The 17,603-nt window shown below is 72.2% G+C and carries 1 protein-coding gene; it reads right to left on the reverse strand.

Translation table 11 applies throughout. The features are described from left to right. Nucleotides 1–16: 16 nt before the first annotated feature. Nucleotides 17–17,596: a type I polyketide synthase gene (locus SACAZDRAFT_RS09955; protein WP_005441172.1), complete on the reverse strand. Its 17,580-nt coding sequence runs from the start codon at nt 17,594–17,596 to the stop codon at nt 17–19. Nucleotides 17,597–17,603 lie beyond the last annotated feature (7 nt).

Below are 17,603 nucleotides of genomic sequence, written 5' to 3' on the forward strand. Positions count from 1 at the left end.
CTTGTGAATTCTCCTGTCAAGGCGCGCCGAGCTCCTTGTTGATGAACTCGAAGATCTCGTCGTCCGTCGCCGAATCGAGCCGGTCGGTCACGTCCACTTCCTCCCGCTCGGCGTCACCGGCGGTCAGTCGCGCCAATGCGGCTTTGAGCCGGACCACCGCCGCGTCGACCGAGTCCGGGTCGTCGGCCAATTCGGCGACCACGGAATCGAGCTGGTCGAACACGGCCTCGGCGCCGCTCGCTCCGGCCGGGGCCAACTGGTCGAGCAGGTGGTCGGCGAGCACCCCGGGCTTCGGGTAGTCGAAGACCAGAGTGGCGGGCAACGACAGACCGGTGGCGGCCCGCAGCTGGTTGCGCAGTTCCACGGCGGTCAGCGAGTCGAAGCCGAGCTCACGGAAGGCCTGCCCCACCTCGATGAGCTCCGGCCCGCTGTAGCCGAGGACCGACGCCGCCGTCTCGCGCACCAGGTCGAGCAGGAGCTGCCGTCGCGCGGGCGGGTGCGTGGCGGCGAGCTGCTGCCGCAAGTCCGTGCCCGCATCGGTGTCGGCCTGCCGGTGCGCGTCGTCGTCGGCCCGCTGCGCCGCCGGGATCGTGCGCAGCAGCGGGCTGGGGCGACGCGCGGTGAACACCTGCGTGAACGTCTCCCAGTTCACGTCGGCGACCGTCACGGTCGCATCGCCGTGCGCCGCGCCGAGCGCGGCCAACGCGCGCTCGGGCGGCAGGGCCGCGAGTCCACGCTTGGCGAGCTCCTGGCCCGCGTCGCCCTCGGCCATGCCGCCACCGGACCACGGACCCCAGGCCACGGACGTGCCCACGAGCCCGGCGGCCCGCCGCTGCTCGATCAACGCATCGAGGAATGCATTCCCCGCCGCATATCCGCATTGCCCACCGCTGCCCCAGGTCGCGGCGATCGAGGAGAACACGATGAATGCCGACAACGGCAATTCCTTCGTCGCCTCGTGCAGATTCCTCGCACCCGCGACCTTTCCGGACATGACGTTCTCGAATTCTTCGGCGGTGCATTCCACCAAGGGTGTCGACTGCGCGACCCCTGCCGCGTGGACGACGACCGACAGCTCGGGCAGTCGCGCCACCAGCCGGGCGGTCGCGTCCGGGTCGGCGACGTCACACGCCGCCAGGGTGACCTCGGTGCCCAGCTCACGCAGCTCGTCCGCGAGCTCCGCGGCACCCGGCGAGTCCGCACCACGGCGGCTGACGAGGACGAGGTGTCCGACGCCGCGCCCCGCCAACCAGCGCGCGACCTGCGACCCGAGTGCGCCCGTTCCGCCGGTGACCAGCGCGGTCCCGGAGAACGACCAGTCGCCGGGCGCGGGTTTCGGCGCGGGCACCAAGCGTCGGCCGAACACTCCCGTGTCGCGCACCGCGACCTGGTCCTCGGTGCCGTCGGCGAGGACGGCGAGGACGGCGTCCGTCTGCTCGCCCGCGTCGACGATACCGCCCCAGACCTCGGGATGTTCCAGGGCCACGACCCTCGCCAGGCCCCACACCTCGGCCTGTTCGGGCGAGGTGAGCCGGTCGTCGGGTCCGGTCGAGACCGCTCCCCGGGTGACGGCCCAGACCTTGGTGTCCGAGCCGATCACCGCCTGCACCAGCTCCAGGGTGGCGGCGGCGTCGAGGAACGACACCACCCCGTCCGGGTCGGCCGATCGTTCGCTCCAGTCGGTCACCAGTTCCGCGTCCAGCGCGGCCGCGAGCGACGCGCCGGAGCCGTCGGGCGAGACGACCAGCCAGCGGCCGTCGGGACGGCCCGCGGGGACGGACACGGGCTGCCAGGTGATCTGATAGCGCCAGTCGTCGATCACCGACAACTCCCGCCGTCGGCGCCGCCACGCCGACAGGGACGGCAGCACGCTGCTCAGTGGTTGGTCCGGGTCCACCGACAGCACCGTCGACAACGACGCCAGGTCCTCGCTCTCCACTGCCTCCCAGAACTGCCGGTCGTCGACCTCCTCGGAACGCAGCACGGCGGACACCCAGTACCGCTCCCGCTGGAACGGATACGTGGGCAGGTCGACCCGGTTACCGCTGACCAGCGTCGTCCAGTCGACGGCGACTCCGCTCGCGTAGAGGGTGCCGAGGGCGGCGAGCACGGTGCGGGGTTCCGGCTTGCCCGCCCGCATCGTGGGCACGAACACCGCGTCCAGGTGGGGCAGACATTCCTGTGCCAGCGCGGTCAGCACCCCGTCGGGGCCGAGTTCCACGAACACCGTCACGCCGTCGTCGGCCAGGGTGCGCACACCGTCGCAGAACCGCACGGCCCGGCGCACGTGCGTCACCCAATACTCCGGCGACGCCAGGTCGGTCGCGCGTTGCCCCGTCACGTTGGACACCACGGGGATCTCGGGCTCGCGGAACTCGATGCCGCGGAGGGTCTCCGCGAACTCGGCCAGCATCGGTTCCATCAGCGGGGAGTGGAACGCGTGGCTGACGGTCAGGCGCTTGGTCTTGCGGCCCTGCGCGGTGAACACCTCGGCGACGGCCAGGGCGGCCTTCTCCTCGCCGGAGACGACCACCGAACGCGGGCCGTTCACCGCGGCGATGTCGACCTCGCCCGCCGCCTCCTTGAGCTGCACCTGGACCTCGTCCTCGGTGGCCTCGACGGCCACCATCGCCCCGCCGGTCGGCAGGGCCTGCATCAACCGGCCCCGCGCGGCCACGAGCGCGCACGCGTCGGCCAGCGAGAACACGCCCGCGACGTGCGCGGCGGCGATCTCGCCGATGGAATGCCCGAGCAGGTAGTCCGGGCGGACTCCCCACGATTCGAGCAGCCGGAACAGCGCCACCTCGACCGCGAACAGTGCGGGCTGCGCGTACCCGGTCCGGTCGAGCAGCTCCGGCTCGGTGAGCATCACCTCGCGCAACGGCAGGTCGAGCAGCTCGTCGAGGTGCGCACACGCGGCGTCGAGCGCCTCGGCGAACACGGGGAACTCGGTGTACAGCTCACGGCTCATGCCGGCCCGCTGCGCACCCTGCCCGGTGAACAGGAACGCGATCCGCCCGTCGCCCGTCACACCGCGCACGACCGCGGGAGCCGAGCCGCCGTTCGCGACCGTGTCCAGGGCGGTGAGCAGCTCCGCCCGGTCCGTGCCGAACACGACCGCGCGGTGGTCCATGGAGGACCGCGTGGTCGCCAGCGAGTAGGCGACGTCCGTGACGTCCGGGCCGGTGGCGGCGACGAACGTCGCCAACTCGGTCGCGCGGGCGCGGAGTGCGGCCTCGCTCTTGCCGGACAGCACCCACGGGACCAGGGACGGCCTGGTCGGCGTCACCGGCGTGGACTCGGTTCTCGGTGCCTCCTCGATGATGGTGTGTGCGTTGGTGCCGCTGATGCCGAACGACGACACCGCGGCTCGTCGGGGCGTGTCGCCGGGTTTCCACGGCTGTGGCTCGGTGAGCAGCTCCACCGCACCGGACGACCAGTCCACATGCGACGACGGCTCGTCGACGTGCAACGTCTTCGGCAACACACCGTGGCGCATCGCCATGACCATCTTGATGATGCCCGCGACACCCGCGGCGGCCTGCGTGTGACCGATGTTGGACTTCACCGAGCCCAGCCACAACGGCCGGTCGCGATCCTGGCCGTAGGTCGCCAGCAACGCCTGGGCCTCGATCGGGTCACCCAACGCGGTCCCCGTACCGTGCGCCTCCACCGCGTCGACCTCCGCGGGCCGCAGCCCGGCGTTCGCCAGCGCGGCCTGGATCACCCGGCGCTGCGACGGACCGTTCGGCGCGGTCAGACCGTTGGACGCGCCGTCCTGGTTCACCGCACTGCCCCGCACCACCGCCAGGACTTCGTGCCCGTTGCGCTGGGCGTCGGACAGCCGCTCCACCAGGAGCATGCCCACACCCTCGCCCCAGCCGGTGCCGTCGGCGGCCTCGGCGAACGCCTTGCACCGACCGTCCGAGGCCAGGCCGCTCTGGGCGCCGAACTCGACGAACGCACCCGGGGTCGCCATGACGCTGACCCCACCGACCAGCGCGAGGTTGCACTCGCCCGTGAGCAGGGCCTGGGTCGCCAGGTGCAGGGCGACCAGCGACGACGAGCACGCCGTGTCCACCGTGACCGCCGGACCCTCCAGCCCGAACGTGTACGACACGCGACCGGACATCACACTCGCCGAGTTGCCCGTGCCACGGTGCCCGCCGAAGTCGTCGGTGGACTCCAGCAGCAGCGTGAGGTAGTCCTGGCCGTTCGACCCGACGAACACCCCGGTCCGGCTGCCCCGCAACGACACCGGGTCGATGCCCGCCCGCTCGAACGTCTCCCACGACGTCTCCAGCAGCAACCGCTGCTGCGGGTCCATGGCCGTGGCCTCACGCGGCGAGATGCCGAAGAACGCCGGGTCGAAGTGACCGGCGTCGTGCAGGAAGCCGCCCTGGTCGACGTACCCGCCGCCGCGGTGGTCGAGGTCCCAGCCGCGGTCGGTGGGGAATCCCGTCATCGCGTCCACGCCGTCGGAGAGCAGCTGCCAGAACTGCTCCGGTGTCGACACCCCGCCGGGGAAGCGGCACCCGATACCGACGATCGCGATCGGCTCCTCGACGCGCGCGGCCTGCACCACGGTCTCCGTCGTGGTCCGGTCCGCACCGACGAGTTCGTCGCACAACCAGGCGGCGAGCGCGGCGGGTGTCGGGTAGTCGAACACCAGGCTGCTCGGCAACGACAGTCCGGTGACGGTGCCCAGGGCGTTGCGCAGCTCCACCGCGGTGAGCGAGTCGAAGCCGAGCTCCCGGAACGCGCGATCGCTCGTCACCGACTCCGGCCCCGGATAACCGAGCACGGTCGCCGCTTCGGCGCGGACGACCTCCAGAACGCGTGCTTCCTGCTGCTGCCGGGACAACCCGGCCACGGCACCGGCGAGCGAGTCCGGCGCAGGCTCACGTCGAGCTGGTTCGGCCACCGCCGCATCCGGCAGCTCCGCCAGGAGCCGACCGCCGAGCAGCGGGCCGAACCTCGGCCAGTCCACGTCGGCCACGACGAGCGCGGGATGCGTCGACCCGACGGCGTCGGCCAGGGCCTGCACCGCGCTGCCGGGGTCGAGAGCCGGCAGGCCCAGGGCCGCGAGGTCGTCGGCGACACCCGCGGCCATGCCCTCGCCCGCCCACGGGCCCCACGCGATGGCCGTTCCCGGCAGGCCGTCCGCCCGCCGCTGCTCGATCAACGCGTCGAGGTGGGCGTTGGCCGCCGCGTAGCTCGCCTGACCGGCGCTGCCGATCGCACCGGCGAACGCGGAGAACACCACGAACGCGTCGAGGTCGCCCGTCAGCTCGTGCAGCAGAGTCGCCCCGTCGACCTTCGCCCGCAGCACCCCTCGGACGCGATCGGGGGTCAGCCCCTCGATGACACCGTCGTCCAGCACGCCGGCCGCATGCACGACCGCCGAGGGCGGTGTGTCACGGACCAGCTCCGCGACGGCCTCGCGGTCGGTGAGGTCGCACGCCACGACGCTCACCTCGGCACCGAGCTCCCGCAGTGCCGCGGTCAACGCCTCGGCGCCCTCCGCGGCAGGCCCGCGACGGCTCACCAGCACGAGGTGTTCGGCCCCGTTGGCCGCGGCCCAGCGCGCGACGTGGCCGCCGAGCGCTCCCGTCCCGCCGGTGATCAACACCGTGCCGCGAGGCTGCCACGGGCTCTCCACCGGTTCGGTCACCCGCACCAACCGGCGGGCGAACACCCCGGACCGCCGGACGGCGACCTGGTCCTCGTCCGCTTCCAGCACCCCGAGCATCCGCGCGCACGTCCCCGCGTCGGCGTCGACCGGCAGGTCGATCAGACCGCCCCAGCGGTCCGGCTGCTCCAGCGCAGCCACCCGGCCGAAGCCCCAGAGCTGGGCCTGGGCGGGATCGTCGACGCGCTCCCCCGGACCGGTCGACACGGCTCCGCGCGTGACGGCCCAGACCCGCGCCTCGATCTGCGCGTCACCCACGGCCTGGACGAGCGCGAGGAGGTCGACCACGTCGGTCAGGAGCGACACCACCGCCTTCGGCGCTTCGTCGACCTCCCGCAAGCGAGTGGCGAGGGTCTGCCGGTCGGCGCTCTCGACGACCGTGGCTCGCTCACCGAACACGGACAGCAGGTGGTCGTCCGCGGGTCCGCTGGGCACCACGATCAGCCAGTCGCCCTGCGGGCGCGGCTCGGGCAGCCGCACCGGGCGCCACGAGATGCGGTACTGCCACGACTGCAGCGACGCGCTGCGGCGCCACGCCGACAACGCGGGCAGCACGTCCGCGAGCACCCGCTGATCGACCCGCAGCGAAGCGGACAGGGATTCGAGGTCCTCCCGCTCGACCGCGTCCCAGAAGCGGGCGTCCACATCCGACAGTTCGGTGGCGGCCGGCTCGGAGCCGCTCAGCCAGTACCGTTCGCGTTGGAAGGCGTAGGTGGGCAGGTCGATACGGGTGCCCTGGACCAGCGTGGTCCAGTCGACGGCAACGCCACGGCAGTGCATCGCGGCCAACGCGCCGATCGCCGTGCGCACCTCGGGACGGTCGCCCCGCAGCACCGGCACGAACAGACCCTCGGACACCGACTGCTGCGCCATCCCCGACAACACACCGTCAGGACCGAGCTCGACGAAGTTGCTCACACCCTGCGCAGCCAGGGTGGTGACGCCGTCGGCGAAGCGCACCGCTTCCCGCACGTGCGAGACCCAGTACTCCGGCGAAGCCAGGTCGTTCGACAGCTCGCCGGTCAGGTTCGACACCACCGGAATCCGCGGCTGCTGGAACACAAGCCCGCCAAGGACCTCGCGGAACTCGTCCAGCATCGGCTCCATCAACGGCGAATGGAACGCATGACTGACAGCGAGCCGCTTCGTCTTACGACCCCGAGCAGAGAACTCCTCCGCCACCGCAAGCACAGCCGACTCGACACCAGAGATCACCACGGAGCTCGGGCCGTTGATCGCGGCAATCCCGAACTCGTCGGTCGGCTCGAACTCGTCTTCAGTGCCCTCGATCGCCACCATCGCCCCACCAGCAGGCAGAGCCTGCATCAAACGCCCACGAGCGGCCACCAGCGTGCACGCATCTTCCAACGACAACACACCGGCAACATGAGCGGCAGCGATCTCACCGATCGAATGCCCCATCAGGAAATCGGGGCGCACACCCCACGACTCCAGCAGCCGGAACAACGCCACCTCGACCGCGAACAACGCAGCCTGCGCGAACTCCGTCTGATTCAGCTCTTGCTCGTCACCCTCGATCACCTCACGCAAACGCGGATGCAACAGCTCACACGCCGCATCAAACGCCTCAGCGAACACCGGGAACTCGCCATACAGCTCACGCCCCATGCCCACCCGCTGCGCACCCTGGCCCGTGAACAGGAACGCCGTCTTCCCCGCGCCGACGGTTCCGCGGACCACGTCGGCCGACGATGCGCCGTCGGCCAGGGCTTCGAGCGCGTGGACGAGCTCGGCGCGGTCGTGCCCCAGCACAACCGCCTGCTCGGGCAGAGCCGCGCGGCTGGTGGCGAGGGAGAACGCGACGTCCTCGACCCGGGCGGTGTTCGCGAGCGGCAGCAGCCGCGCCGCCTGAGCACGCAGCGCGGCCTCGGTCTTGGCCGACAGCACCCACGGCACCACCGAGGGCACCGGGGCCCGCTCGGCCGTCTCCGGCGTCGCCGGCGTCCCCGCCTGTTCGAGGATCACGTGGGCGTTGGTGCCGCTCACACCGAACGACGAGACCGCCGCTCGCCGGGGACGTCCGTCCTCCCCCCACGGCCGGGGTTCGGTCAGCAGTGACAACGGGCCGGAGTCCCAGTCGATCCGGGAGGTCGACCGCTCGGCGTGCAGGGTGCTCGGCAGCAGGCCGTGCCCCATGGCCAGCACCATCTTGATCACGCCCGCGACGCCCGCGGCGGCCTGCGTGTGCCCGATGTTCGACTTCACCGAGCCCAGCCAGAGCGGCCGGTCGCGGTCCTTGCCGTAGGTGGCCAGCAGCGCCTGCGCCTCGATCGGGTCACCCAGCGCCGTACCGGTGCCGTGCGCCTCGACGGCGTCCACATCGGACGGAGTCAGACCGGCGCTGGTGAGCGCGTCGCGGATCACCCGCTGCTGCGACGGACCGTTCGGTGCGGTGAGGCCGTTGGACGCACCGTCCTGGTTCACCGCGCTCCCGCGCATGACCGCCAGGACCCGGTGTCCCTTGCGCTGCGCGTCCGACAGCCGTTCCACCAGCAACACACCGGCGCCCTCACCCCAGCCGGTGCCGTCCGCGTCGTCCGCGAACGCCTTGCACCGACCGTCGGAAGCGAGGCCGCCCTGCGCGCTGAAGCCTTCGAAGGCGGTGGGCGTCGACATGATCGTCACGCCGCCCGCCAGGGCCATGTCGCACTCTCCCTGGCGCAGCGCCTGCGCCGCCCAGTGCAGCGCCACCAGCGAGGACGAACACGCGGTGTCGACCGTGACCGCGGGGCCTTCGAGACCGAACGTGTACGCGACCCGACCGGACACGACGCTGGGCGTGGTGCCGATCATCAGGTGCGCTTCGACGGATTCCGGGAGGTCGTCGACACCGGCGGCGTATCCCTGGGGACCGGCACCGACGAACACGCCCGTGCGGCTTCCCCGCGCGGTGGTGATGTCGATCCCGGCGTGTTCGAACGCCTCCCAGGAGGTCTCCAGCAGCAGCCGCTGCTGCGGGTCCATCGCCAACGCCTCACGCGGCGAGATGCCGAAGAATTCGGCGTCGAACGCCGCGGCGTCGTGGAGGAAACCGCCTTCGCAGACGAACTCGCCCTCGACCTTCCACCCCCGGTCGGAGGGGAAGCCGGAGATCGCGTCCCGTCCGGACTGCACGAGCTCCCAGAAGTCGTCCGGTGAGTCCACGCCGCCGGGGAACCGGCAGCCGATGCCCACGATCGCGATGGGTTCGTCACTGGCCCCGGTGCGCTGCGGCTGCTCGCTGACGACGACCTGCGTGCCGAGGAGTTCGTCCCGCAGGTACCCGGCCAGCGCGGTGGGCGTCGGGTAGTCGAACACCAGCGTCGCGCTCAGCGTGAGGCCCGTCGCCTCGGAGAGCCGGTTGCGCAGCTCGACCGCGGTGAGCGAATCGAAGCCCAGGTCGCGGAACGGCGCCTCGGTCCCGATGGCGTGGGGATCGGGGTAGCCGAGGACGGCGGCCCCTTCCGAGCGCACCAGGTCGAGCAGGAACGTCTCGCGCGCGGTCTCGGACATCGCACGCAGGTCGCGCGCGAGGTCGGAGTCCGGGCTCGACTCCGCGTGCACAGGCTCCTCGACCCGCGCCTCCGGGATGGTCGAGAGCAGCGGACTCGGCCGGTGCGCGGTGAACACGGGTGCGAAGGTGGCCCAGTCCACGTCGGCCACGGTGACGGTGACGTCGCCGTGTTCCTCGGCCGTCGCCAGCGCGGCCAGCGCGCGCTCCGGGGCGAGCGCGGACAGACCGATCCGGCGGAGCTGGTCCTCCGCCTCACCCGCGGCCATGCCGCCGCCCGCCCACGGACCCCACGCGATGGCCGTTCCGGCGAGGCCGTGCGCGCGGCGCCGTTCGACCAGCGCGTCGAGATAGGCGTTGGCCACGGCGTAGGCGCTCTGCCCGCCGCTGCCCCACGTCGCGGCGATCGAGGAGAACACCACGAACGCGGACAGGTCCTCGGTGAGCTCGTGCAGGTGGCGCGCGCCGAGCACCTTCGCGGCCACGACCTCGGCGAACTCGGCCGGGCCGATGTCGGTCAACGGAGTGACCTGCGCGGCGCCGGCGGCGTGCACCACCGCCTGCACGGGGGCACCGTCGTCCGACAACGACGACAGCATCCGCTCGACGGCGTCGCGGTCGGCGACGTCACACGCGACGACCGTGACGTCGCTGCCGAGGCCACGCAGCTCGTCGACGAGCTCGGCCGCGCCGTCGGCCTCCGCGCCACGTCGGCTGCACAGCACCAGGTGTTCGGTGCCGTTGCGGGCGAGCCACCGGGCGACGTGCGCGCCCAGCGCCCCGGTGCCCCCGGTGATCAGGGTCGTGCCCCACGGTCGCGGTTCGGGCGCCGTGCCCGTGCGCGGGGCGGGGACCAGCCTGCGGACCCGGATTCCCCGGGCGCGAACGGCCACCTGGTCCTCGCCGCCGGACAGCAACGAGACCGCCGTGGCGACCAGGTCGGCGTCCGCCGTCGCGGGAAGGTCGACGACGCCGCCCCACAGCGAGGGCAGTTCGAGCGCGGCGACCCGGGCGAGCCCCCACACCTGCGCGGCCTCGGGGTCCGGCGCCTCGTCCGGCGCGACGGACACCGCGTCGCGGGTGATGGCCCACACCCGGGTGGCGACCTCGGAGTCGGCGACCGCCTGGAGCAGCACGAGCGTGTCGGCCGCGTCCAGCAGCGACACCACACCGTCCGGCGTGTGCTCCGCGAGCCGCGCGGCCAGCGAGGCCCGCTCGACGTCGTCGAGCACGAGCACGTCGGCGTCCGGCAGAGCGGCGACGATCGCGTCGGCCTGTTCGGCTCGACGCGCCACGACCAGCCACGATCCCTCGGGAACACCGGTGCTGCCCGAGTACGGCTCCCAGTCGACCCGGTACCGCCAGCCGGAGACGGCGGCGGCGTCGGCACGGCGCCGGTGCCACGCCGACAGCGACGGCAGCAGCGCCCGCAACGGTTCGTGGTCCTCACCGCGGATCCGCAACGCCGCGGCCAACGACTCCACGTCGGCGCGCTCGACGGCGGCCCAGAACTCGGCGTCGACGGGCGCGGCCTGCCCCGCCTGGGCGGGAGTGTCGAGCCAGTAGCGCTCCCGCTGGAACGCGTACGTCGGCAGGTCCACGGCGCGGGCGCCGGGGAACACGGCGTCCCAGTCGAGCGGCACGCCCCGGACGTGCAGTCCGGCCAGCGCCGTGAACAGCGACGTCTCCTCGGCGCGGTCCTTGCGCAGCACCGGCAGGTACTCGGCCTCCGGCAGGGTGTCCTGCGCCATCGCGGACAGCACGCCGTCCGGGCCGAGCTCGACCACCGTGCGGACCCCGCGCTCCTTCAGCACGGCGACCCCGTCGGCGAAGCGGACCGCGTGACGCACGTGCCGGACCCAGTAGTCCGGGCCCAGGTCCACGGCCTGCGAGCCGGTCACGTTGGACACGATCGGGATCGACGGTGCGGCGAAGTCGAGGCCGCGCAGAACCTCGGCGAACTCGGCCAGCATCGGTTCCATGAGCGGCGAGTGGAACGCGTGGCTCACGCGCAGGCGTCGGGTCTTCCTCCCCGCCGCGGAGAACCGCTCGGCCACGGCGACGACGGCGGCCTCGGAGCCGGAGAGCACCACCGACCTCGGCCCGTTGATCGCGGCGATGTCGACCTGGTCGGTGGTCTCGATCTCGTCCTCGGTCGCCTCGACGGCGATCATCGCCCCGCCCTCGGGCAGCGCCTGCATCAGGCGGCCCCGGGCCGTCACGAGCGTGCACGCGTCCTGCAGGGACAACACACCGGCGACGTGCGCGGCCGCGATCTCCCCCACGGAGTGCCCGACCAGGACGTCCGGGCGCACACCGAACGAGGTGAGCAGCCGGAACAACGCGACCTCGACGGCGAACAGCGCCACCTGAGTGCAGTCGGTCTGGTCGAGTCGGCCCTCGGGGTCCGCGTGCGCGAACACGATGTCCCGCAGTGGCAGGTCGACGTGGGCGCAGACGGCGTCGAACGCCTCGGCGAACACGGGGAACCGCTCGTACAGCTCGCGGCCCATGCCCACGCGTTGTGCGCCCTGGCCGGTGAACAGGAACGCGAGCCCACCCGTCACGGGCGTGCCGCCGACCACCTGCGCCGAGGATCGCCCGTCCGCCAGCGCGGCGAGCCCGGCGAGCAGGTCCTCCCGGTCGTGGCCCAGCACGACGGCCCGTTGGGTCAGCGCCGATCGGGTCGTGGCCAACGAGAATCCCACGTCGGCCGGGTCGGTGGACTCGTCGACGGCGTCGCGCAGCTGCCTCGCCTGGGCCCGCAGTCCCTCCTCGGTCGCGCCGGACAGGGGCCACGCGAGCACACCGTGCGCGCTCGGCGTGGTGCGCGCGGGCACGGGCTCCGTCGCCGGTGCCTCTTCGAGCACCGCGTGCGCGTTGGTGCCGCTCAGCCCGAACGACGACACACCCGCCCGGCGCGGCCGGTCGCCCCGACGCCACGGCAGGGCTTCGCGGACGACGTCCATCGTGCGCGACGACCAGTCGATGTGCGGGCTCGGCTCGTCGAAGTGCAACGAGGGCGGCAGCGTGTCGTGCTGCAGCGCGAGCACCATCTTCATCACGCCCGCGACACCCGCCGCGGCCTGCGTGTGACCGATGTTCGACTTCACCGACCCCAGCCACAACGGCCGGTTCCGGTCCTTGCCGTATGTGGCCAGCAGTGCCTGCGCCTCGATCGGGTCGCCCAGCGCGGTACCGGTGCCGTGCGCCTCGACGGCGTCCACATCGGACGGCTGTACTCCCGCGTTGGCCAGCGCCTGCCGGATTACCCGCTGCTGCGCGGGGCCGTTCGGGGCCGTGAATCCGTTGGACGCGCCGTCCTGGTTGATCGCGCTGCCCCGGACCACGGCCAGGATGGTGCGGCCGTTGCGTTGGGCGTCGGACAGCCGCTCCACCAGCAGCATGCCCACGCCCTCGCCCCAGCCGGTGCCGTCCGCGGCGGCGGCGAAGGGCTTGCAGCGGCCGTCGGCGGCCAACCCGCCCTGCGTGCTGAACTCGACGAACGCGCTCGGTGTGGACATCACCGTCACACCACCGACCAGCGCCAGTTCACACTCGCCGTTGCGCAGGGCCTGCACCGCGAGATGCAGCGCCACCAGCGACGACGAGCACGCCGTGTCCACCGTGACGGCCGGGCCCTCCAACCCGAACGTGTAGGCGACCCGACCGGACATCACGCTCGCGGAGTTGCCGGTGCCGAGGTAGCCGTCGGTCTCCGGCCCGCCCTGGTCGACCAGGGCGACGTAGTCCTGCCCGTTGGTGCCGACGAACACGCCGACCGGCTTGCCGCGCAGCGAGTCCACCGCGATGCGCGAGCGTTCGATGGCCTCGTACGAGCTTTCCAGCAGCAACCGCTGCTGCGGGTCCATCGCCAGGGCCTCGCGCGGCGAGATGCCGAAGAAGCGCGGCTCGAAACCCGCCACGTCTTCGAGGAACGCGCCCTGCCTGGTGGAAAGGCGGGCGTCGACGTCCCAGCCGCGGTCGGTCGGGAAGCCCCCGACCGCGTCCGTGCCGGACACCATCAGCCGCCAGAAGTCCTCCGGAGTCCGCACCCCGCCCGGGAACCGGCACGCCATGGAGACGATGGCGATCGGCTCGTCGGTGCTGTCGTGCGCGGCCACCACCGGTGCGGCGTCCTGCGTGCCGAGCAACTCGTCGAGCAGGTATCCGGCCAGCGCGTCGGGGTTCGGGTAGTCGAAGACCAGACTGCTGGGCAACGTCAGGCCGGTCTCGGCCGCCAGCCGGTTGCGCAGCTCCACTGCGGTGAGCGAGTCGAATCCGAGTTCGCGGAACGCGTGGGAGCGTTCGACGGCCTCCGGGCCCGCGTACCCCAACACCGCGGCGGCCTCGCGGCGGACGAACTCCACCACGAGGTTTTCCTGCTCGCTCCGGCCGAGCCCGGCGAGCTCGGCGGCGAGTCCGGTGGGTTCGTCGTCCGCGGGCGCGGGCGCGAGCACGCTCAGCAGTGGGCTCGTGCGGGCCGACTGGAACGCCGGAGCGAACCGGGACCAGTCCACGTCGGCCACCACCGTCACCGCGTCGCCGCCGGTGGCGACGCGGGCCAGTTCGGCCACGGCCGTGTCCGGGTTCAGGGCGGGCAGTCCGAGCTCGGCCAGGCTGCCGGCGGCGCGCTCGGCCATGCCGCCACCCGCCCACGGGCCCCACGAGATCGAGGCGGCGGGCAGGCCGTCGGCGACGCGCTGCTCGGCGAGGGCGTCGAGCACGGCGTTCGCGGCCGCGTAGTTGCCCTGCCCCGCGCTGCCGACCGTGCCGGCGAAGGCGGAGAACAGCACGAACGCCGTGAGGTCGAGGTCGCGGGTCAGTTCGTGCAACCACAGCGCCGCGTCGGCCTTCGCACCGAGCACGCCGGTGAACTGCTCCGCCGACATGTGTTCGAGCACGCCGTCGTCCAGCACACCCGCGGTGTGGACCACAGCGGTCAGCGGGTGCTCGTCGGAGTTCGCGTGGTCGACGAGCGCGGCGAGCGCCTCGCGGTCGGTGACGTCGCACGCCACGATCGACACCTCGGCACCGAGGTCGCGCAGCTCCGCGTCGAGCTCGGGCGCCTCACCACCACGGCTGGCGAGCACGACTCGCGTGGCCCCGTGAGCGGCGGCCCAGCGGGCCACGCGCGCACCGAGCGCCCCGGTTCCGCCCGTAATCAGGATCGTGCCGGTGGGCTCCCAGGGAGCGGCGTTCGCCCCGGCCCGGACGAGTCGGCGGGCGAACACCCCGTTCGCGCGGATCGCCACCTGATCCTCGGACCCGGTGAGCACCGCGGCGACGTGGTCGAGCGTGTGTCGGTCGAGCTGCGCGGGCAGGTCGAGGAGCCCACCCCAGCGGTCGGGATGTTCGAGGGCGGCGACCCGCCCGAGCCCCCACACCGCCGCGTGCTCCGGCCGCTCCACCCGGTCGCCTGCGCCCGTGGACACCGCCTGCCGGGTCACCGCCCACACCGGTGCCGACGGCCCGCTCTGCAGGAGCCGGAGCGTGCCCACCGCGTCGAGCAGCGACACCACGCCCCGGAAACGCTGCTGTGCCACGCGGTCGAGGTCGTCGACGCCGTGGAGGACCTCGACGTCGGCGAAGATCGTGAGCAGGCCGGGCTCGTCGCACCCTTCGGGCAGGACCAGCAGCCAGCGGCCGTCCAGGTTCGGCGCACCGGGTGTCACCGGCTGCCAGTCGAGCGTGTAGCGGCGGCCAGCGGCGTCCGTGTGCCGCTGCCTGCCCCAGGTGGCGCCCTCGAACCAGAACTGCTGACGCTGGAAGGCGTAGGCGGGCAGGTCGATCCGGCCGCCCTGGACCAGGGCCGTCCAGTCGACAGCGACACCACGGGTGTACATCGCGGCCAGGGCACTCAGCGCGGTGCGGACCTCGGGCCGGTCGCCCCGCAGCACCGGAACGAACAGACCGTCGGACACCGACTGCTGCGCCATCCCCGACAACACACCGTCAGGACCGAGCTCGACGAAGTTGCTCACACCCTGCGCAGCGAGAGTGACGACGCCATCGGCGAAACGCACCGCCTCCCGCACATGCGACACCCAATACTCCGGCGAAGCCAGATCATTCGACAGCTCGCCGGTCAGGTTCGACACCACCGGAATCCGCGGCTGCTGGAACACAAGCCCGCCGAGGACCTCGCGGAACTCGGCGAGCATCGGCTCCATCAACGGCGAATGGAAAGCATGACTGACAGCGAGCCGCTTGGTCTTGCGACCCCGAGCTGCGAAGTCCTCCGCCACGGCGAGAACAGCCGACTCGACACCAGAGATCACCACGGAGCTCGGGCCGTTGATCGCGGCAATCCCGAACTCGTCGGTCGGCTCGAACTCGTCTTCAGTGGCCTCGACGGCCACCATCGCCCCACCGGCAGGCAGAGCCTGCATCAAACGACCCCGCGCCGCGACCAGCGTGCACGCGTCTTCCAACGACAACACACCGGCAACATGAGCGGCAGCGATCTCACCGATCGAATGCCCCATCAGGAAGTCCGGCCGGACACCCCACGATTCGAGGAGCCGGAACAGCGCCACCTCGACCGCGAACAACGCGGCCTGAGCGAACTCCGTCTGATTCAGCTCTTGCTCGTCACCCTCGATCACCTCACGCAAGCGGGGGTTCAGCAGCTCACACGCCGCATCAAAAGCCTCGGCAAAGACGGGGAACTCGGCATACAACTCACGCCCCATACCGATCCGCTGCGCACCCTGGCCGGTGAACAGGAACGCGGTCCTGCCCCGAGTCGCCACACCTGTGACGACGTTCGGCGACGACGTGCCCTCGGCCAGCGCGGCGAGCCCCGCGTCGAGGTCGCCGAGCACCACGGCCCGGTGGTCCAAGGCCGCCCGGGTCGTGGCCAGGGAGAACGCCAGGTCGACCGGGTCGACGTCCTCGGCGGTGGGCCGCAGCTTCTCGGCCTGCGCGCGTAGGGCCGTCGCGGTCTTGCCGGACAGCACCCACGGGACGATCGACGGCGCGACGCGCTCGACCGGCAGCTCCGGGGAGTCCGGAGCCTGCTCGATCACGGCATGCGCGTTGGTGCCGCTGAATCCGAACGACGAAACGCCCGCTCGGCGTGGTGTGTCACCGGCAGGCCAGGGCTGCGCCTCGGTGAGCAACTCCACCGCACCGGCCGACCAGTCCACATGCGACGACGGCTCGTCGACGTGCAACGTCTTCGGCAGCACACCGTGCCGCAGCGCCATGACCATCTTGATTACACCCGCCACACCCGCGGCGGCCTGCGTGTGACCGATGTTCGACTTCACCGACCCCAACCACAACGGCCGGTTCCGGTCCTTGCCGTATGTGGCCAGCAGTGCCTGCGCCTCGATCGGATCACCCAGCGCGGTCCCCGTACCGTGGGCCTCGACGACGTCCACATCGGACGCCGAAAGCCCGGCGTTGGCGAGCGCGGCTCGGATCACCCGACGCTGCGACGGACCGTTCGGTGCCGTCAGCCCGTTGGACGCGCCGTCCTGGTTCACCGCCGAGCCCCGCACCACCGCGAGCACCGTGTGGCCGTTGCGCTGGGCGTCCGACAGCCGCTCCACCAGCAGCACACCGACACCCTCGCCCCAGCCGGTGCCGTCCGCCGCGTCCGCGAACGCCTTGCACCGGCCGTCCTCGGCGAGTCCACGCTGCCTGCTGAAGTCGAGGAACGCGGCGGGCGTCGACATGATCGTCACACCGCTCGCCAGAGCCATGTCGCACTCGCCGTTGCGCAACGCCTGCACCGCCAGGTGCAGGGCGACCAGCGACGACGAACACGCCGTGTCCACCGTGACCGCCGGGCCCTCCAGCCCGAACGTGTACGACACGCGTCCCGACAGCACGGCGGCCGCGTTCCCGGTGCCCAGAAACCCTTCGAGCTCGTCCGGGCCGTGCTCCAGCAGCGACACGTAGTCCTGGTTGTTGGTCCCGGCGAAGACGCCGGTCCTGCTGCCCTTCACCGACAGCGGATCGATCCCCGCCCGCTCGAACGCCTCCCACGACGTCTCCAGCAGCAACCGCTGCTGCGGGTCCATCGCCAACGCCTCACGCGGCGAGATCCCGAACAGGCTCGGATCGAACTGGCCGGCGTCGCGGACGAACGCTCCCTCCCGGGTGTAGCTCGTCCCCGGGTGCTCGGGGTCCGGGTGGTAGAGCGTCTCCAGCGGCCAGCCCCGGTCGGTGGGGAATCCCGCGACCGCGTCCCCGCCTGCGGCCAGCAGTTGCCACAGCTCCTCGGGCGAGCTCACGTCACCGGGATACCGGCAGGCCATGCCGACGATGGCGATCGGCTCCCGCGCGGCCGCCTGCAGACGCTGGTTCGTCTCGCGCAGGCGGTTGTTCTCCTTGAGCGACGCCCTCAGTGCGTCGACGACTTTTTCGGAAGGCGTTGTCATCTCATCC

Source organism: Saccharomonospora azurea NA-128 (genome assembly GCF_000231055.2).
Taxonomy (GTDB): domain Bacteria; phylum Actinomycetota; class Actinomycetes; order Mycobacteriales; family Pseudonocardiaceae; genus Saccharomonospora; species Saccharomonospora azurea.

What these genes read in the sequence shown, in the direction of transcription:
- SACAZDRAFT_RS09955 (WP_005441172.1), bottom strand. Translation starts at nt 17,596, where the DNA reads ATGACAACGCCTTCCGAAAAAGTCGTCGACGCACTGAGGGCGTCGCTC.